This window comes from Cupriavidus sp. IDO (assembly GCF_000812465.1).
Lineage (GTDB): Bacteria > Pseudomonadota > Gammaproteobacteria > Burkholderiales > Burkholderiaceae > Cupriavidus.
The window spans coordinates 1-17,657 of record NZ_JWMA01000003.1; the positions used below are offsets into that span (position 1 = coordinate 1).

At 67.2% G+C, this 17,657-nt stretch carries 16 protein-coding genes; 5 read left to right on the forward strand and 11 right to left on the reverse strand.

The window, feature by feature from the left end:
* Positions 1 to 41 precede the first annotated feature (41 nt).
* Entirely contained in the window at positions 42 to 332 is a 291-nt protein-coding gene (locus tag RM96_RS01145) for an antibiotic biosynthesis monooxygenase family protein (protein ID WP_039006795.1), read from the reverse strand.
* A 176-nt stretch (positions 333 to 508) separates the two neighbouring features.
* On the opposite strand from RM96_RS01145, the gene RM96_RS01150 reads away from it, so the two are divergent.
* On the forward strand, positions 509 to 2,476 hold the full coding sequence (locus tag RM96_RS01150; RefSeq protein ID WP_039006796.1) for an ExeM/NucH family extracellular endonuclease: 1,968 nt from the start codon (positions 509 to 511) through the stop codon (positions 2,474 to 2,476).
* Between the two features lie 78 nt (positions 2,477 to 2,554).
* Here the strand turns inward: RM96_RS01150 and RM96_RS01155 are convergent, their stop codons facing one another.
* The 9 genes from RM96_RS01155 to RM96_RS01195 all read right to left on the reverse strand — a co-directional run bounded on the left by RM96_RS01155 (position 2,555) and on the right by RM96_RS01195 (position 12,839).
* Positions 2,555 to 3,145: a hypothetical protein gene (locus RM96_RS01155; protein WP_039006798.1), complete on the reverse strand. Its 591-nt coding sequence runs from the start codon at positions 3,143 to 3,145 to the stop codon at positions 2,555 to 2,557.
* 120 nt (positions 3,146 to 3,265) lie between these two features.
* Positions 3,266 to 3,727 carry a DUF2127 domain-containing protein gene (locus RM96_RS01160; RefSeq protein ID WP_039006800.1) on the reverse strand — a complete coding sequence of 154 codons (462 nt, stop codon included), beginning with the start codon at positions 3,725 to 3,727 and terminating at the stop codon, positions 3,266 to 3,268.
* A gap of 81 nt (positions 3,728 to 3,808) precedes the next feature.
* Entirely contained in the window at positions 3,809 to 4,243 is a 435-nt protein-coding gene (locus RM96_RS01165) for a hypothetical protein (RefSeq protein WP_052279255.1), read from the reverse strand.
* A gap of 27 nt (positions 4,244 to 4,270) precedes the next feature.
* Positions 4,271 to 4,750 (reverse strand): YbhB/YbcL family Raf kinase inhibitor-like protein, encoded by a 480-nt coding sequence (locus RM96_RS01170; protein WP_039006855.1) that lies wholly within the window; start codon positions 4,748 to 4,750, stop codon positions 4,271 to 4,273.
* A gap of 228 nt (positions 4,751 to 4,978) precedes the next feature.
* Positions 4,979 to 5,536: an SRPBCC family protein gene (locus tag RM96_RS01175; protein WP_052279256.1), complete on the reverse strand. Its 558-nt coding sequence runs from the start codon at positions 5,534 to 5,536 to the stop codon at positions 4,979 to 4,981.
* Positions 5,537 to 5,634: 98 nt separating this feature from the next.
* Positions 5,635 to 7,158: an efflux transporter outer membrane subunit gene (locus RM96_RS01180; RefSeq protein WP_274520134.1), complete on the reverse strand. Its 1,524-nt coding sequence runs from the start codon at positions 7,156 to 7,158 to the stop codon at positions 5,635 to 5,637.
* Between the two features lie 11 nt (positions 7,159 to 7,169).
* A complete protein-coding gene (locus RM96_RS01185) occupies positions 7,170 to 10,355 on the reverse strand; it encodes an efflux RND transporter permease subunit (RefSeq protein ID WP_039006802.1) in 3,186 nt (1,061 codons plus the stop codon).
* Positions 10,356 to 10,463: 108 nt separating this feature from the next.
* Complete coding sequence (locus tag RM96_RS01190) at positions 10,464 to 11,705, reverse strand: efflux RND transporter periplasmic adaptor subunit (protein ID WP_039006804.1); 1,242 nt, start codon at positions 11,703 to 11,705, stop codon at positions 10,464 to 10,466.
* A gap of 183 nt (positions 11,706 to 11,888) precedes the next feature.
* Positions 11,889 to 12,839 carry an alpha/beta hydrolase gene (locus tag RM96_RS01195; RefSeq protein WP_039006806.1) on the reverse strand — a complete coding sequence of 317 codons (951 nt, stop codon included), beginning with the start codon at positions 12,837 to 12,839 and terminating at the stop codon, positions 11,889 to 11,891.
* 446 nt (positions 12,840 to 13,285) lie between these two features.
* Between RM96_RS01195 and RM96_RS01200 the strand changes: the two genes are divergently transcribed.
* Together RM96_RS01200 and RM96_RS01205 are read left to right on the forward strand one after the other, a co-directional pair.
* Positions 13,286 to 14,215: a LysR family transcriptional regulator gene (locus RM96_RS01200; RefSeq protein WP_039006808.1), complete on the forward strand. Its 930-nt coding sequence runs from the start codon at positions 13,286 to 13,288 to the stop codon at positions 14,213 to 14,215.
* Positions 14,216 to 14,325: 110 nt separating this feature from the next.
* Complete coding sequence (locus RM96_RS01205; protein ID WP_039006809.1) at positions 14,326 to 14,880, forward strand: superoxide dismutase family protein; 555 nt, start codon at positions 14,326 to 14,328, stop codon at positions 14,878 to 14,880.
* A 227-nt stretch (positions 14,881 to 15,107) separates the two neighbouring features.
* Here the strand turns inward: RM96_RS01205 and RM96_RS01210 are convergent, their stop codons facing one another.
* Entirely contained in the window at positions 15,108 to 15,371 is a 264-nt protein-coding gene (locus tag RM96_RS01210; RefSeq protein WP_039006812.1) for a hypothetical protein, read from the reverse strand.
* Between the two features lie 198 nt (positions 15,372 to 15,569).
* On the opposite strand from RM96_RS01210, the gene RM96_RS01215 reads away from it, so the two are divergent.
* The gene (locus RM96_RS01215; RefSeq protein ID WP_039006813.1) at positions 15,570 to 17,153 is read left to right on the forward strand and encodes a phospholipase D family protein; all 1,584 of its coding nucleotides are present in this window, start codon (positions 15,570 to 15,572) and stop codon (positions 17,151 to 17,153) included.
* 153 nt (positions 17,154 to 17,306) lie between these two features.
* Complete coding sequence (locus RM96_RS01220; protein WP_039006858.1) at positions 17,307 to 17,645, forward strand: hypothetical protein; 339 nt, start codon at positions 17,307 to 17,309, stop codon at positions 17,643 to 17,645.
* Positions 17,646 to 17,657 lie beyond the last annotated feature (12 nt).

Here is a 17,657-nt window from a genome sequence, read left to right on the forward strand (position 1 = left end):
CGGGGACGCTCCGGCGGCGTCAGCATACCGGTGGTGGCCCCTTACAGCACCTTGGACACGTGGCCCACGTTGGGCGGCGCGGCAAAGCAGTCGCCGACCAGCGCACGCCACTCCTGGAACTCGGGGGCCTCGCGGAAATGAACCATGTGGTTTTCCACGGTTTCCCATTCAACCACCAGCGTGTACTGCTCCGGGTGCTCGACCGAGCGGAACAACTGCACGCCGTGGCAGCCGCGCGAACGCAGGAACAGCGGCGTGGCCTTGCTCACACCCTGCTCGAACTGGCTTTCCATGCCGGGCTTGACGGTGATTTGGGCGATTTCCTTGATCATGATTTCTCTTGCTGGTTGCGGTTGGGCCGGCATCTGCGGGCGGACTGCGTTACCTTAGCACGATCACGCGACGGGGGTCGCGCACCGGGCCGGGCCGGCGCCAGCGCTCGGCCATCTTTTCGTTACCGCGGCCCCTTAGCATCCCTCGCTTGACTGACAGCCATAGCGAACCAACCATGCGCCTGAATCCACGCCGTTCCCTCCTGCTGTGCCTTGCCCTGTCGGGCACGCCCGCGCTAGGCGCCGGCCCTCCGTGCGGCACGCCGGCGACGCCGATTGCCGAGATACAGGGCTCCACGCCCACCTCGCCGCTCGCGGGCCGCAAGGTCGAGATCGAAGCCGTGGTCACCGCCGACTACAGCGGACCGGATGGCTTCAAGGGATTCTTCATCCAGCAGGCGGATGCGCAGCGGCAACACCGTCCTGGTGTGTCTGAAGGCCTCTTCGTCTACGCGCCGCATGTGGCCGCCCGCGCCGGCGACCTGCTGCGCATGTCCGGCAAGATCGAAGAGAAGTTCGGCCAGACCCAGCTCGCGCTGAGCGGCACGCCCGCACTATGCGCGACCGGCCGGACTGTCACGCCGGCCAAACTGACACTGCCGGTGGCCGACACGCAGGCGCTGGCCGCGTTCGAAGGCATGCTGGTCAGCCTGCCGCAGACGCTGACGGTCAGCGAAACCCACGAGCTGGCCCGCTACGGCAGCCTGCTGCTCAGCAACGGCCGCCTGCGCATACCAACCAATGTGGCGCCGCCGGGCAACGACGCCGCCCGGGTTGCCGCCGCCAATGCGCTCAACAGGCTGGTGCTGGACGATGGCGCAAGCCGCCAGAATCCGGGCACGGTTCCCTACCCCGCGCCCGGCTTGAGCGCTGCCAACCCGGTGCGCAGCGGCGATACCGTGAGCGGCGTGCAGGGCGTGCTGGAGAAACGCCACGACGCCTGGCGCCTGCAGCCGGTGCCGGGCGCCCCTGCCCCGGTCTTCCACCCGGCCAACCCGCGCACCGGCGCCCCGCTGCGCCATGCCGGCACCGACTTGCGCGTGGCGTCGTTCAATGTGCTCAACTACTTCAACGGCAACGGCCAGGGCGCGGGCTTCGATGATCCGGAAAATCGCGGTGCAAAGACCCAGGCCGAGTTCGAGCGGCAGGAAGCCAAGCTCGTCGCGGCGCTGCGCGCGCTGGACGCTGACGTGATCGGGCTGATGGAAATCGAGAACGACGGCTATGGCGAAGCCAGCGCGATCCGGCGGCTGACGGCCAGGCTCGGCCCCGACTGGCGCTTCGTCGACCCCGGCCTGCCACGGCTGGGGGGCGACGCCATCGCCGTGGCGCTGATCTACAACAGCCGTACCGTGGTACCCGTGGGTGTCCCGGCCACGCTCGCCATCGACGACCGGAGCCGCCAGCCGCTGGCGCGCACCTTCCGGCGGGTCGGGCAAAGCCTCGCGGTCACCGTCGTGGTCAACCACCTCAAGTCCAAAGGCTGTACCGGTGCGTCCGGCCCGGATGCCGACCAGGGCGACGGACAAGGCTGCTGGAACCCCACGCGCCAGCACGCCGCACAGGCGCTTGCCGACTGGCTTTCCACCTCGCCGACCGGCGTTGCCGATGCGGGCCAGTTGCTGATCGGCGACCTCAACAGCTACGCAATGGAGGCCCCGGTGCGCCTGCTGGCAAGCCGCGGGTATGCCGACATGATGGCGAAGTTCGCGGGCAAGGATGCCTACAGCTACGTCTTTGCCGGCGAGGCCGGCTATCTCGACCACGCCCTCGCCAGCGCGCCGCTGGCACGACGCATCCGGGCCGTACAGCCCTGGCATATCAATGCCGATGAACCGGCCGCGCTTGCCTACTCGCAGGCCTGGCGGGATGCAACGCAGCGCCAGCGCTACTACGCGCCCGATGGCTATCGCTCATCGGATCATGACCCGGTGCTGGTGGACGTGGCACTGGGCGATGCCGTGGACAGCTCGCCAGCAACGCAGCCTGACAGTGGCAGTTCGGGGGCAGGCCCGGTTCCGGTCAGTCCGCACGCCACCGACGTGCCTGACGGCGGGGGCGGTGCTGCCGATCCGCTGGCATTGCTCGCAATCGTCGCCGCGGCCGTCCTGGTGTTGTTGCGCAACCGCGGCTGGTTGCGCTGACAATCGGCGCTGCCACCGGCCGGCAGCCCCATCCTGGCTGCAGCGGCATGGCATCGACGGATCAGAAGCGGATCACGCTCAGACGCGTGAACCATCGCTATTCGCTTCGAGCGTGCGGCCCGGCGTACCGGACACGCCGCGCGTGTCCATGCCTGCGATCGTCAGCGCGCCATCGGTGAACGGATCGACCTGGCGGGTGCGGGCACCATCGGTATAGGTGTCGAACTTGCGGGCCGGATCAGCGGAGGGACCCGAACGGTCCAGCCCAGCCACAGTCAATGAACCATCGGTGTACGAGTCGAGCTTGCGGGCCGGATCGGCGGACACGCCAGCGCGGTCCATCCCGGCAATGGTCCGGGCGCCATCCGTGAACGGATCGGCCTGACGCGTGCGTGCGCCATCGGTAGAGGTGTCGAACTTGCGTGCCGGATCGGCGGAGACGCCAGCGCGGTCCATGCCGGCGATGGTCAGCGCGCCGTCGGTGAACGGGTCCAGCTTGCCAGTGCGCGCGCCATCGCTGAACGGATCGACCTTGCCGGTACGGGCGCCGTCGCTGTAGGGATCCGGCGTACGCACGGCATGGATACCTGCAGCATGTGCAGCACCGAACGAGAGGGCGGCGGCTGTCGCTACGGCAGTCAGCAGGGTCTTGGCGAGGATGGGGGTCATGGCAGTCTCCAACGGGGGGTGAATGTTCCCGTTGGTCGCTGCCCGATACGTGGCCTTACAGAATTTCTTCGAATTTCTTCAGTGTTCGCGCGCAGGCCCGTGCTGCGTGCCGTCTTGCTCCTACGCCGCCACTTTCCGCCGCACCAGGCCCATCGTCAGATAGATCACCACTATGAGGTTGGCGGCTGCCAGCGCGATATGCAGCAGATTCGGATGCCGGAATGCCTCATAGAGCTCCAGCGGGATATACATGCCTCCCGACCACACCCCGAGCCAGTTGCCCCACGCCAGGCCGCGCCACAGCCCATACGCCTCTGCGAAACGCATCAGCGCATAGACCGCCGCCGAACTCCCGATGGCCCAGAGCCGGGCATCGCTCGGATGATTGAGCAGCGCAAGGAAGATGGTTGGATAGCGGCTGGCCGGGTTGATATGCAGGCGCATGATGATCGATTCCGCCAGCGCCTGGGCATCGCGATGCAGCAGCGCGACCAGCCCGAGGCCGGCCAGGATCACCAGCGCGCCCTTGGCGGCCTCGAACAGCGCAATGCTCTTCAGGCCAAGCGCTTCCTGCTTTGCCATGGGTGGGGCTCCGTGGTTGTGATGGAAAGCCGATATTGTGCAACACCGGCCATCCACAACCCGCGCCCGCACCGTTTCCGTTCAGCGCGAGTACTCCCGTTCGCGCATCGGACCGTCGGCATCGATGCCGCCGTTGGCCTCGATCGGACCATCCACGGTCAGCGGCCCGTCGACCAGCAGATCGCCTCTTACGACCATGGAGCCGTGTATCGTCAGCGGCCCGTCGAATTCCTTGAGATAGCCGCCCTGGAAGGGAATCCCCGCGGCGCTGACCGGCCCCGAGAAGTACGCCGCCGTTACCGGACCACGTGCCCGCACGCGGCCCGCGACGCTCAGTCTGCCGTGAACCACCACCGGTCCCCTGGCATGGACCGAGCCGCCCACCGTGATCGGCCCCAGTTCCTGTGGCTGCCCATGCACCGGCCGGATCGTGCAAAGCACCAGCCCGAGCAAGGCGGCCGTCATCGCAAGCGTGAAGCGCCGCGCCGTGGCAGGCATGACGAAGACGTGGTTCATGCGGATCTCCTGTTCGGCATCCGACGGCTAACGATGCTGCTTCTGGTAGGTGCCGACCAGTTCCGCATGTGCCAGCACGTGCCCGTGCATGGCACGCTCGAGCGCCGCCTTGTCGGGCATGCCAAGGTCCGGCAGCACCACGTCGAGCGCATAGAGCTTGAGGAAGTAGCGGTGCCGGCCGACCGGCGGACACGGCCCGCCGTAGCCGGTGCGATGCCAGTCGTTCAGGCCCTCGCGCGTGCCGGCTGGCAGGCCGGCCTGCCCGACCGCCTGCGCCAGCGCGCCGGCCTGCGGCGGCAGGTTGTAGAGCACCCAGTGCACCCATGTCATCTTGGGCGCGGCAGGGTCCGGGGCGTCCGGGTCATCGACGATCAGCGCCAGGCTGGCAGTGCCGGCAGGCACGCCCGACCAGGCCAGCGGCGGCGAGGCGTCGGACCCCTCGCAGGTGTGCCGCGCAGGAATGGCGCCCCCGTGGGCGAACGCGGTGGAAGTCAGGGTAAGCGGCATGGAAGGCCTCGTCTGGGCGGACGGCGCCGGCGCGGCAAGCATGACGGCACCGGCCAGCAGCAACGACGGCAGCGCGGACCGCTGCCAGGGCAATACGGATGTGAGGCGCCCGAGTCTGCAGCGCGGCAACATATCGGCCCCATCAGGTGACGGCTGTTCCAACTTAGTGCGGATCACAAGGCGATGCAAGCAACCCGCGCGTCACGCGGCGACCTGCCTCTGCCTGCGCTAGCGCGCCGCTTCCAGCTTCGCCTTCAGGCGTCCCACCGCATCGGTGGATTCGGCTTCAATGCGGGGGCGCAATACAAGACGGTTCATCAGCAAGAACAGCAGCGTAGGGGACTGATAGGTGAAATCGCGCTCAAAGCGCGTGCTTTCGCTGGTGGGCGTGAGTGATGGCGTCAGCGCCGGGGTGAGCGTGTAAGTGACCGTTCCGGCCTTGCGCCCTTCGATCTCGCCTTCGATCACCCATTCGCGCGGCCGCTTGCTGTCGGTCACGGTCCAGACCACCACGCCACTGCGGCCGGCCACCACGAAGGTTTCGGTCACGCGCTCGCCGGTTGCCAGAGGATGATCGGTGGCGCCGCTAACGCCAAGCGAGGACGGATGCCAGGCGGGCCAGTTGCCCGGCGTCGACACATAGTCGAACACCTCGGCCGGCGGCCTGGCGATGATCACTTCGTTATGGATGCGCGTACGGTCAGCCCACGGCAGCGGCACGAACAGGGCTGCAACGATGATGATGACGGCGAGGATTCCCCACCACAACGCTTTGTGTCGATGCATGTCAGCGGGGCAGATCGCGCGCCCCGGGCGCATGGCGCGATGCATCCAGTGTAGTGACCCGGATGCATCGCGCCAGCCCCGCCGACTTGCACGCTGGACTAGTTGCTCCCGGTGCTTCCCGCCCGTGCAGTCTGGTTGGCGGCCACCGATTCCGGCAGCGGGCCCCATCCGCCACCCAGGCTCCGTACCAGCGAGACCGTTGCTGCAGCGCGCAAACCAGCCACCTGGTTGGCGTCGCGCTGCGACTGCAGCACGGTGCGGTCGGCATCGATCACGGTCAGGTAATCCACGGCGCCGGCGTCATAGCGGCTGCGCGATATTCGCGCGGCACGGCGGGCTCCGCCCAGGGCGCTGTCGAGCGCGCCGGCCTGCTGGCTCAGCCAGCGTACGTCGGCCAGGCTGTCTTCCACCTCGCGGAACGCCACCAGCACGGTCTGCCGGTATGCCGCGACGCTCTCCTCATGCGCGGCGCGGGCGCCGGCCAGGTTTGCTTTGTTGCGGCCACCGTCGAAGACCGTCTGGGCAATCGTGCTCCCGATCAGCGGCCCGAGCGCCCACGTCCGCGAAGACCACTTGAACAGGTTCGCGAGGTCCGCCGACTCGAAGCCGAACAGGCCCGTCAGCGTGATGCGCGGGAAGAACGCCGCCTTGGCCACGCCGATGCGCGCGTTGGCGGCGGCCATCTGGCGTTCCGCCGCCGCGATGTCCGGGCGCCGCTCCAGCAGCTCGGACGGCAGCCCGGCCGGGACGGCAATGGGCGCCGCGTCGAACGGCCGCGCCGGCAGCGAGAACGCCGCCGGCGGCACGCCGGTCAGCACGGCCAGCGCATGCTCCTGGTTGGACCGGCGGCGTTCGATCCCGGCCAGGTCCGCGCGCGCGGTGCCGAGTTCGGCTTCCGCGCGCGCGGGATCGAGGTCGGTGGTCTCGCCCGCGTCGAAGCGCTTCCTGAGCAACTGCAGCGCGTCCTCGCGCAGCTTGATGGTGGCATTGAGCAGATCGCGTTCGCTGTCCAGCGTGCGCAGCGCAAAGTAGGCCTGCGCGGTGTCAGCCTGCAACGCCAGCTGGACGGAGCGGTACAGGTCCTCGGCAGCTTCGCCATCGGCGCGTGCCGCATTGACGCTGCTCGCCACGCGGCCGAACAGGTCAAGCTCGTAGCTGGCAAAAGCGCGCGCCTTGAGCACGGTCTGCGCCGGCACCCGGGTGCCGTCCGGCAGCCCTTGCGAAGCGGCCGACGGTTGCGAGCGCGTCGGGTCCAGGCCCACGCTCAGTTGCGGGTAGAGATCCGCTTCAGTGGCGCCGGTGAAGGCGCGGGCCTGCTTGAGCCGCGCCGCGGCAATCGCCAGGTCCTGGTTGGAGGTGCCGGCGGCGGTCATCAGGCGATCCAGCTCGGGATCGCCGAAGATCTTCCACCACTCGCCGCGCTGCTGGCCTTCGGCCGGGGTCGCGGTCTTCCACTGCGCGCCCTCGGCCTGGGCGGCCTCGGCTTCCTTGTAAGCCGGCACGGTGGCGGTATCGGGCACCTTGTAGGTCGGGGCCAGCGAGCAGCCGGCCAGGATCAGCGCGGCCGCCAGCGTGGCCAGTTTCGGCAGGAACTGATTTGTCGAAAACGCAAAGGCATTCATGTTATTCACCATTATTCAGCCGAGGCGGCCAGTACCTGGGCCTGCTGCTCTTTCGCCCTGGCCCGCTCGCCGCGCGTCGCCCACAGGCGCAGCGCCACGTAGAACACCGGGGTGAGGAACAGCCCGAAGAAGGTCACGCCAAGCATGCCGGCAAACACCGCCACGCCCATTGCATGGCGCATCTCCGCACCGGCGCCGGTCGACACCACCAGCGGCACTACACCCATGATGAACGCGAACGACGTCATCAGGATCGGGCGCAGACGCAGGCGGCTCGCTTCGATGGCGGCCTGCACTACCGTGCGGCCGTGATGCTCCAGCTCGCGCGCAAACTCCACGATCAGGATCGCGTTCTTCGCCGACAGGCCCACCAGCACGATGAAACCGATCTGCGTGAAGATATTGTTGTCGCCACGCGTCAGCCACACACCGGTCATGGCGGCCAGCAAGCTCATCGGCACGATCAGGATCACCGCCAGCGGCAGCGTCAGGCTCTCGTACTGGGCAGCCAGCACCAGGAACACCAGCAGCACGCACAGCGGGAAGATCCACACACCCGCATTGCCGGCCAGGATGTCCTGGTAGGTCAGCTCGGTCCATTCGAACTTCATGCCCTTGGGCAGCGTTTCAGCAGCGATGCGCTCCGCGGCAGCCTGCGCCTGCCCCGACGAGAAGCCCGGCGCGGGCCCGCCGTTCATGTCTGCGGCGGTGAAGCCGTTGTAGCGCACCACGCTGTCCGGGCCGAAGCTCTGCTTCACCTGCACCAGCGACGACAGCGGCACCATGTCGCCGGCGGCGTTGCGCGTCTTCAGCTGCAGGATGTCTTCGGCATGGGCGCGGAACGGCGCGTCTGCCTGCACCTTCACCTGGTAGGTACGGCCAAACTTGTTGAAGTCGTTGACGTAGGCCGATCCCAGGTAGGTCTGCAGGGTATCGAACACATCCGTCACCGGCACGCCAAGCTGCTTGGCCTTGACGCGGTCGAGCTTCACGTCGAGCTGCGGCACGTTCACCTGGTAGTTGCTGAAGATGCCGGCCAGCTCGGGTGTGGCGCGCGCCTTGTTGGCGAAGGCGTTGGTGGCCTCGAACAGCGCGTCATAACCCAGCGCGGCACGGTCCTCGATCATCAGCTTGAAGCCGCCGATGGTGCCCAGGCCCTGCACGGGCGGCGGCGGGAATACCGCGATAAAGGCGTCCTGGATTGCCGCGTACTTCTGGTTCAGGTCGGCGGCAATGGCGCTGCCGGACAGTTCCTTGCTCTTGCGCTCTTCAAACGGCTTGAGCGTGGCGAACACGATGCCGGCGCTCGGGCTGTTGGTGAATCCGTTGATCGACAGGCCCGGGAAGGCCACCGCCGACTCCACGCCCGGATGCTTGAGCGCGATCTCCGACATCTTGCGGATCACGTCCTCGGTGCGGTCCAGCGTGGCGCCGTCGGGCAGCTTGGCAAAGCTCACCAGGTACTGCTTGTCCTGTGCCGGCACGAAGCCCTTCGGCACCATCTGGAACACGCCCCAGGTCAGTGCCAGCATCACCGCGTACACGCCGAACACCGCGCTCTTGCGCGAGATCACGCCTTTCACGCCCTTGCCGTACTGCTCGGCGCTGGCGCCGAAGAAGCGGTTGAAGCGCTTGAAGAAGCCGCCCAGCACGCGGTCCATGGCGCGCGACAGCCAGTCCTTGGGCGCGTCATGGCCGCGCAGCAGCAGCGCGGACAGCGCCGGCGACAGTGTCAGCGAGTTGAAGGCCGAGATGATGGTCGAGATCGAGATCGTCAGTGCGAACTGCTTGTAGAACTGGCCGGTCAGGCCGCTCATGAACGCCAGCGGCACGAACACGGCGATCAGGGTCAGCGCGATGGCGATGATCGGGCCGCTCACCTCGCGCATGGCCTTGTAGGTGGCCTCCTTGGGCGTGAGTCCCTCCTCGATATTGCGCTCGACGTTTTCCACTACCACGATCGCATCATCGACCACGATACCGATCGCCAGCACCAGCCCGAACAGCGACAGCGCGTTGATCGAGAAGCCGAACGCATGCATCAGCCCGAAGGTCCCGACGATCGACACCGGCACCGCCAGCAACGGGATGATCGACGCGCGCCAGGTCTGCAGGAACAGGATCACCACCAGCACCACCAGCAAGATCGCCTCGAACAGCGTATGCGTCACGGCCTCGATGGAGTGGCGCACGAACTGGGTCGGGTCATAGACGATGCTGTAGTCGATGCCGTCAGGGAAGTTCTGCTTCAGTTCTTCCATGGTCTTGCGCACGTCATCCGAGATCTGGATGGCGTTCGAGCCCGGCGCCTGGAAGATCGGAATGGCCACGGCCGGCTTGTTGTCCAGCAGCGAACGCAGCGCGTATTCGGACGCGCCCAGCTCGATACGGGCGACGTCCTTCAGGTAGGTCACGCCGCCGTCTGCCGAGGTACGCAAGACGATATCGCCGAACTCCTCCGCTGAATTCAGGCGGCCCTGCGCATTGACCGAGAGCTGCAGGTCAGCGCCCGGCAGCGACGGCGATGCACCGATCACGCCGGCCGCCACCTGCACGTTCTGCTCGCGGATGGCCTTGACCACGTCGCTGGTAGCGAGCTGGCGCTCGGCCATCTTGTCCGGGTTGAGCCACACGCGCATGGAATAGTCGCCCGAGCCGAACAGCTGCACCTGGCCCACGCCCTGGATCCGCGCGAGTCGGTCCTTGACGTTGATCACCGCATAGTTGCGCAGGTGCGTCATGTCATAGCGATTGTTCGGCGAGACCAGGTGGACCACCATGGTCAGGTCCGGCGAGCTCTTCACGGTAGTGATGCCCAGGCGGCGCACGTCTTCCGGCAGGCGCGGCTCGGCCTGCGAGACGCGGTTCTGCACCAGCTGCTGGGCCTTGTCCGGGTCGGTGCCCAGCTTGAAGGTGACCGTCAGCGTGAGCAGGCCGTCGCTGTTGGCCTGCGACGACATGTAGAGCATGTTCTCCACGCCGTTGATCTGCTCTTCCAGCGGCGACGCCACCGTCTCGGCAATCACCTTCGGGTTGGCGCCCGGATACTGCGCCCGCACCACCACGGACGGCGGCACGACTTCCGGGTATTCCGAGATCGGCAGCCTGAACATCGAGATGGCGCCAATCAGGAAGATCAGCACCGACAGCACCCCCGCAAAGATCGGGCGGTCGATAAAGAATTTCGAGAGATTCATCTTGGTCTCGGCCTGGTTGGGCGTAAAAGGTCCCCTGGCGGCCCGCCTTGGCGGGCGCCATCTGCATCACGGGGATGGCAAGGATTGACTGGCTGTGGGGCGCGGCGATCAGCTCACCGGCTTGCCCTCGGCCTCGGTTTTCTCGCTGGCCGCCTGCTTGCGGTCCGGCACGGCACCGCGCGGTTCCAGCTCGCTGCGGTATGCCATCGCCACCGGCTTGGGCGCCACCGTGTCGCCCGGCCGCACACGCTGCAGGCCGTTGACCACGATGTTCTCGCCCGGCTTCAGGCCCTTGCGGATCACGCGCAGTCCTTCATAGTTGGGCCCCAGTTCCACTTCGCGGTAGACCAGCTTGTTGGCGGGATCGACCACCAGCACGAACTTCTTGCCCTGGTCGGTGCCGACCGCGCGGTCGTTCACCAGCACCGCGGGATGCGGCGAACCGCCGCCGAGCTTGATCTTGGCGTACAGCCCCGGCAGCAGGCGCCCGTCCTCGTTGTCGAACACGGCGCGCACGCGGATGGTGCCGCTCTTGGGGTCCAGGCGGTTGTCGACCGACTGGATCTTGCCCTCGTGCGGATTGCCGTCTTCATTGGCCAGGCCGAGATAAACAGGCAGGTTGGCTTTGCCGCCGCCCGCGCCCGGTGCCGTGTAGCGCAGGTAGCTCTGCTCGTCGATCTCGAAGCTGGCATAGACCGGCGACACCGACACTACCGTCGTCAGCGCCGGCGATGAGGTTCCGGCCGCGACCAGGTTGCCCACCGTGATCTCGGCGCGCGAGACGCGGCCAGTCACCGGGGCCGTGATGCGGGTGTAGGTCAGGTTCAGCTTTGCCACATCGAGCTGCGCCTGCGCGGCACGCACATTGGCATTGCTCTCGCGGGCGGTGTTGATGCGCTCGTCGAACTCGCGCTTGGACACCGCGTTGTCGTCCAGCAGCCGCTGTGCACGGACCTGCTCGGTCTGTGCATGGGCGGCGCGGACCTGCGCGGCCGCCAGCGCTGCTTCGGCGCGCGCCACCTCGGCCGCATACGGGCGCGGATCGATGGTGAAGAGCGGATCGCCCTTCTTTACCAGCGCGCCTTCGCGGAAGTGCACGGCATCAATGGTGCCGCTCACGCGCGGCCGTATCTCGACCCGGTCAACCGCTTCCAGGCGGCCCGAGAATTCATCCCACTCGGTGATGGTCTGGCCTACCACGGCCGCCACTTCGATGGACGGCGCGGGCGGCGGGGTGTTGGCATGCGCTTCGCCGCCGTGCCAGGGGCGAAGGACCGAGGTTGCCACGCCGGCGCCAAGCACCACGACGATGGCAAGGGCAATCCATGTACGTCGATTCTGGTAATGCATTTCTCTAAACTCCTGGTTCGGGTTTTCTTCAACCGGAAAAGCAAATGGCCGAACGCCGCCTGCCGGTCCGCGTGGGCGGATCGGGACAAAGGCCGGGCTAATGGTCTGACTCGGGCCGGCTACTTGCCCGGTAGCGGCCAGCGAACTGGCCGCACGGAGCCGGCTGTCTCGTTCCGGAGCGGCTCAGCCAGCTGGCTTGGCTCCGGGCCGGCCGGATGTGGCTCCGGGCCGGCGTTCGGTCAGGGGTGAGGCGTCGTCGGTCCCTGCAAGACATCGCTGCAGGAACAGCGCACCTTCGTCTACCCATGCCTGACAGCTGTCATGGGACTCTTCCACGCCGTCGCCGCAGGCGCCGGGCATGATCATGGCTTCGGCCGGCACACCGGCTTTGCCCAGGCGCCCGGCGAAGGCTTCGCCTTCGGCACGCAGCGCGTCGAATTCAGCCACCTGGATCAGCGTAGGTGGCAGCCCCGCCAGCCGGGAGGCCATGGCGGGAGCGGCATACGGATGCACGCTTGCCGCGGGCGTGGGCAGGTAGTCGCGATAGTTGCAGGCCAGCTGCCGCAGCGTCTCCATCGGCACCTGGTTGCCCGACCATTCCGAGCTCGAGGCGTGCTGCAGGCAGGGATCGGTCACCGGCCGGATCAGCCACTGCCCCAGCGGCTGCGCCGTGCCGCGGTCGCGCAGCATCTGCGACAGCGCGATCGCCAGGTTGCCACCGGCTTCCTCGCCCACCAGCGCAAAGCGGGTCTTGTCGACTTTCAGGCGCTTGGCATTGCGCAACACCCATTCCACCGTGCTGTGCGCATCCTCCGGCGCGGCCGGGAACGGATGGTCCGGCGCCAGCGAATAGTCCGGCGTCACCACCACCGCGGGCACCGAAGCGGCCAGCGCGTACACCAACCGCCGCGCCTTCTCCAGCCCGCCATCCACAAAGCCGCCGGCGTGCAGGTACACCAGCCAGGGCAGCAGCGCGCCGCCCTCCGAAGCCGGCGCCGGATAGCCCGCCGGGTAGCACAGGCAAACCGCAATTTCCCGGTCGCCGCTGGTCACCGTGTGCTCCACCACGCGGGCCTGCGCATTGCCGGCTGCAGGCGGTGCGGCGGGAAGGCGATGACCGGGCTTTTGTGGCATGGCGGCGTGCGCACCGATGGGAAAGCGCGCTTATCATGTGTTGCGATGGAACGGATTATGGTGATTGACGGGGATGGGATAAAGCGAGACATTGCCAATGCACTGTTCCCAAACTGGAATAATCGCTGTGATCGAAACCCCACGCATGACAAGGTCTTCGGAAATGTGATTCACTCCCGCTCTCGGCACGCAGATCGCGGGTTCACGGCGCGGCGAGCCGAAGGAGCGACGGAACCAGCCACCCAGCCTGGCCCGCATCCTGATCTCCCGAAGGCCTGCCGCACAAACCGGCGCAGGCGTCCCAGGTACTTTTCTCCCGGCCCTTCAGTTCAGTTCAGTTCGCAACAATCGATTCGCAAGTCGTCGTTCGGAAACACGCGGCACCCGTTATTCAGCAGGCAACCCCGCTCGGCGATGCCGTCCGGAACTCTCGTCGGAACATCATCATGGATCGTCTCGTTTCAATGCAGGCATTCACCCGGGTGGTCGATGTCGGCAGCTTCGCGCGGGCAGCCGAGTCGCTGGACCTGCCCAAGGCCACCCTCACCCGGCTGATCCAGAACCTGGAAACCCACCTGGGCGTGAAGCTGCTGCACCGGACCACCCGGCGCATCAGCGTGACCAATGACGGCGCCGCCTATTACGAACGCTGCGTGCGCATCCTGGCCGATGTGGATGAGGCCGAGCAGTCGCTGACGCGCCACAACAACTCCCCGCGCGGCACGCTCAGGGTGGATACCACCACAGCGCTGGCGCGGCTGGTGGTGATACCGCACCTGCACGACTTCTTCCGCGCCTATCCCGACCTCAAGCTCGAGCTGACCCTCAACGGCAAGCCCATCGACCTGCTGCAGGAAGGCGTGGACGTGGTGCTGCGCGTGGGCGCGCCGGTCGATGAATCGATGGTGGCCCGGCGCATCGGGCATCTGCAACTGGCCTACTACGCTTCACCGATTTACCTGAACCGCTTCGGCACGCCGCGCGACCTGGCGGAACTGGCGCAGCACAAGGCGGTGAACTACCTGTCCAACCGCACCGGGCGCGAGATGCCGTGGCCGATGGCGCGCGGCACGGAGCGCAGCGACGTCCTGCTGCCGTCGGCGATCTCCACCAACGATGCCGAGGTCTACCTCAGCTGCACGCTCGAAGGCCATGGCATCGCCCAGCTCTCGCGCGTCATGGCCGAGCCCTACGTGGCCAGCGGCAGGCTGGTGGAAATCATGACGGACTGGAAGACCGAAGAACTGCCGATCTCTGCGATGTACCCGCAGAACCGGCATCTCTCGGCCAAGGTCCGGGTCTTCGTCAACTGGGCGGCAGAGATCTTCGCGCGCTACCCGCACTTTGGTGCGGCGGCGCAGCAACTGGCCGCATGACCTGGCGAGGCCGGAATTGCGAAGGTGGGAAATCGCCCTGAGGCGGAATCCAGCGTAAGTGTGCCGTCCTATACTGTTTCTTCCGCAATTACGTGAAAGAGAGGGTTCCGATGAAACGTGTACTTTTCAGCCTGGCAGCCGGGGCGGCAATCACGATCACTCTGGCCGGCTGCAGCGGCACAGGCATGGGCAGCACCGCCGCCGGCCGTAGCGGTGCCAAGGCCGTTGCCACCCTCTCGCCCAAGAGCGACACCAACACCGGCGGTACGGTGACCTTCCAGCAGCAGGCCGGCGGCGGCGTGATGATGGTGGCCAGCGTGACCGGCCTGCCGCCCGGCACCACCCATGGCTTCCACGTTCACGAAAAGGGCGACTGCTCCGCGCCCGATGCCATGAGCGCAGGCGGACACTTCAATCCGACCGGCAAACCGCACGGCCAGATGACCATGCCAGACCACCATGCCGGCGACATGAACAACCTCACCGCGGACGCCGGCGGCAATGCCAGGGTCAGTGTGCTGCTGCCCGACCTGAGTGTGGGCAGCGGCCCCAACAGCGTGATCGGCCGCGCTGTGGTGGTCCACAAGGACCCGGATGACTACAAGACGCAGCCGACTGGCAATTCGGGCGGACGGATTGCGTGCGGGGTAGTGGCGGCGTCCTGAGGTCGGCCTGCTGCAGTCAATCGACACTGCTGGCGTTCTCCCTCTCCCGCAAGCGGGAGAGGGGAGAAAGCCCTGCCTCGCTGCCCTCCTCAATACCCCTTGAAGTTCGCGTTCACGCGCTGCCGCAGGTAGTCGCCGGCGCTGATGGGCGGATACGGCCCTGGCCGAGCGCCGGCTGAAGGCCTGAGGCGCCTCTGCCTGCAGAAAGCCAGCCCGGTGCGCCGGAATCAAATCTGGTCGAGCAGGCTGCGCACGATATCGGCCAGCCGGCCGGCGCGTTGCCGGCCCCTGGCGTCGAGGTCCATGCCGCAGCCGCTTGCCAGCGCCTTGAGTCCGAACAGCGCGTCGCCGACATCGCGCCAGCCCGGATAGTCGGCGTACACCCGCTCCAGCGCGGCGGCCCCGGCCACCACCTGGGCGGGCACGGGCTGGTTGCCGGCGGCCAGGTCGTCAAGCGCGGCGGCGGCGTCAAGCAAGCCTTTTCGGTTCATGTGGTGTCTCCCCCGGAAGTCTGTTCTGGTCGTGCCCGCGCACTGACAATCCACGTGGCATCGGCGGTCGTGGCCGCGCTGCTACTGTAGCAGGAGTTCCGCAGCGGGCCGCGATTGCACCTCTCCCGCCCCGGCCATGGCAACATGTGGGACATTCCCTGCACCGTCCGCCCAGCCCCGGAGGCCCCGGAACACGCCATGCCATCGCCGACAGACGTCCCGCCCCGCCCGGTCCGACGTGGGCTGCGCATCGTTTCGTGCCTGCTGCCCTGCGCCGCCCTGCTCGGCGGCTGCGCCCTGCCGCCGCTCGACAACCGCACGCCATCGGCGGCGCTCACACCTGCCGAGGCACTGGCTACGCCGCTCGGCCGCGCGCTGGCCGGCGAGCTGGACCGGCATCCCGGCCTGACCGGCATCCATCCGCTGTCGGATGCGCACGCAGCCTTCGCGGCGCGCGTGCAACTGTCGCGCGTGGCACGGCGCACGCTGGACGTGCAGTACTACATCTGGCGCAACGACCTGACCGGCACGCTGATGCTCGAAGCCCTGCACGCCGCCGCCGACCGCGGCGTGCGCGTGCGGCTGCTGCTGGACGACAACGGCATCTCGGGCCTGGACGAAACGCTCGCCGCGCTCGATGCGCACCCGAACATCAAGGTCCGCCTGTTCAACCCCTTCGTCATCCGCAAGCCAAAGCTCCTGAATTTCCTCACCGACTTCTCCCGCCTCAACCGGCGCATGCACAACAAGTCGTTCACCGCCGACGGCATCGCAACCATCGTCGGCGGACGCAACGTGGGCGACGAGTACTTCGGCGCGACCGACGGCGTGCTCTTCGCCGACCTCGACGTGATCGCAATCGGGCCCGCCGCCTCCGACGTCGCGCAGGATTTCGACCGGTACTGGGCAAGCGGCTCGTCCTATCCCGTCGACCGCATCGTGCCTGCGGCCAGCATAGAACAGCTTGACGCCCTCGTCAGCAAGGCGCAGGCAGCCGAACGCGAGCCGGCCGCCGAAGCCTACATGGCCGCGCTGCGCGACCAGCCGGACGTGCAGCAGATGCTGAACGGCACACTGACGTTCGAGTGGGCGAAGACGCGCATCGTCAGCGACGATCCCGCCAAGGCGCTGAACCAGGCGCCACCCGAGACAATGGTGCCGCACCAGCTCCGTGAAATCCTGGGCGAACCCGAGCGCGAACTGGACCTGATCTCGCCATACTTCGTCCCGGCCGAGTCCGGCACCCGCTACTTCACGCAACTGGCCGAGCGCGGCGTAGCGGTGCGCGTGCTGACCAACGCGCTCGAAGCCACCGACGTCGCTGCGGTGCACTCAGGCTACGCCAGGCGGCGCGCTGAACTGCTCAAGGCGGGTGTCGACCTGTACGAACTGCGGCGCTCGGCCGGCGCCACCGACAAGAAGGAAGAACGCGCCGGCCCCTTCGGCAGTTCGGGATCGAGCCTGCACGCCAAGACCTTTGCCGTCGACGCGAACCGGGTCTTCGTCGGCTCGTTCAATTTCGATCCGCGCTCGGCCAGGCTCAATACCGAGCTCGGCTTCGTGATCGACAGCCCGACGCTCGCCGGCAGGATCGAATCCACCTTCGCTACCGCCGTGCCGCAAAACGCCTATGCGGTCCGCCTTGACGACAACGGCAAGCTGTACTGGCTGGAGCGGCGCGGCGACGAGGTGCTCCGCTACGACACCGAGCCGAACACAACGTGGTGGCAACGGCTGGGAATCTGGTTCATGTCGATCCTGCCGATCGAATCGCAGCTGTAGCGAGCCGCTTAGTGACGACGACTGCTCACGCGCGGGCCGATAACTATCGGCTGCCGAGCGGCCATGCAGAAGGTCACATTCACAGTGCGCCCGGATCGCAGTACGCTGGCAGTTGCCGTCATGCCCCACAACGCAGACAGCGAGGAGCGAGCCATGTCCCTGCCCCACCTATCCTCCGGCCAGGTAGCCAGCGTGCTGCCGCTTGGCGCCAAACTCGAACAGACCCCGACTTCAGCGCTCTTCAAGGAAGAGCGCCTGGAGGTGATGCGGCTGGTGCTGACCGCCGGCAAGCACGTGCCGACGCATTCGGTGGCGGGTCCGGTCACCATCCAGTGCCTGGAAGGGGAAGTCGATATCGGCGTGGACGGCGGCCACCGCCTGCTGCGCCAGGGCGACCTGGTCTACCTGGCGAGCGGCGTGGCGTATGACGTCACGGCGATCAGCAAGGCTTCGCTGCTGGTGACGATCGTGCTGGACAACGGCAAACGCTAGCCGGCCGCCTTC

Coding starts and splice junctions, on each gene's coding strand:
- RM96_RS01145 (WP_039006795.1), bottom strand. CDS start 332: ATGATCAAGGAAATCGCCCAAATCACCGTCAAGCCCGGCATGGAAAGC.
- RM96_RS01150 (WP_039006796.1), top strand. CDS start 509: ATGCGCCTGAATCCACGCCGTTCCCTCCTGCTGTGCCTTGCCCTGTCG.
- RM96_RS01155 (WP_039006798.1), bottom strand. CDS start 3,145: ATGACCCCCATCCTCGCCAAGACCCTGCTGACTGCCGTAGCGACAGCC.
- RM96_RS01160 (WP_039006800.1), bottom strand. CDS start 3,727: ATGGCAAAGCAGGAAGCGCTTGGCCTGAAGAGCATTGCGCTGTTCGAG.
- RM96_RS01165 (WP_052279255.1), bottom strand. CDS start 4,243: ATGAACCACGTCTTCGTCATGCCTGCCACGGCGCGGCGCTTCACGCTT.
- RM96_RS01170 (WP_039006855.1), bottom strand. CDS start 4,750: ATGCCGCTTACCCTGACTTCCACCGCGTTCGCCCACGGGGGCGCCATT.
- RM96_RS01175 (WP_052279256.1), bottom strand. CDS start 5,536: ATGCATCGACACAAAGCGTTGTGGTGGGGAATCCTCGCCGTCATCATC.
- RM96_RS01180 (WP_274520134.1), bottom strand. CDS start 7,158: ATGAATGCCTTTGCGTTTTCGACAAATCAGTTCCTGCCGAAACTGGCC.
- RM96_RS01185 (WP_039006802.1), bottom strand. CDS start 10,355: ATGAATCTCTCGAAATTCTTTATCGACCGCCCGATCTTTGCGGGGGTG.
- RM96_RS01190 (WP_039006804.1), bottom strand. CDS start 11,705: ATGCATTACCAGAATCGACGTACATGGATTGCCCTTGCCATCGTCGTG.
- RM96_RS01195 (WP_039006806.1), bottom strand. CDS start 12,839: ATGCCACAAAAGCCCGGTCATCGCCTTCCCGCCGCACCGCCTGCAGCC.
- RM96_RS01200 (WP_039006808.1), top strand. CDS start 13,286: ATGGATCGTCTCGTTTCAATGCAGGCATTCACCCGGGTGGTCGATGTC.
- RM96_RS01205 (WP_039006809.1), top strand. CDS start 14,326: ATGAAACGTGTACTTTTCAGCCTGGCAGCCGGGGCGGCAATCACGATC.
- RM96_RS01210 (WP_039006812.1), bottom strand. CDS start 15,371: ATGAACCGAAAAGGCTTGCTTGACGCCGCCGCCGCGCTTGACGACCTG.
- RM96_RS01215 (WP_039006813.1), top strand. CDS start 15,570: ATGCCATCGCCGACAGACGTCCCGCCCCGCCCGGTCCGACGTGGGCTG.
- RM96_RS01220 (WP_039006858.1), top strand. CDS start 17,307: ATGTCCCTGCCCCACCTATCCTCCGGCCAGGTAGCCAGCGTGCTGCCG.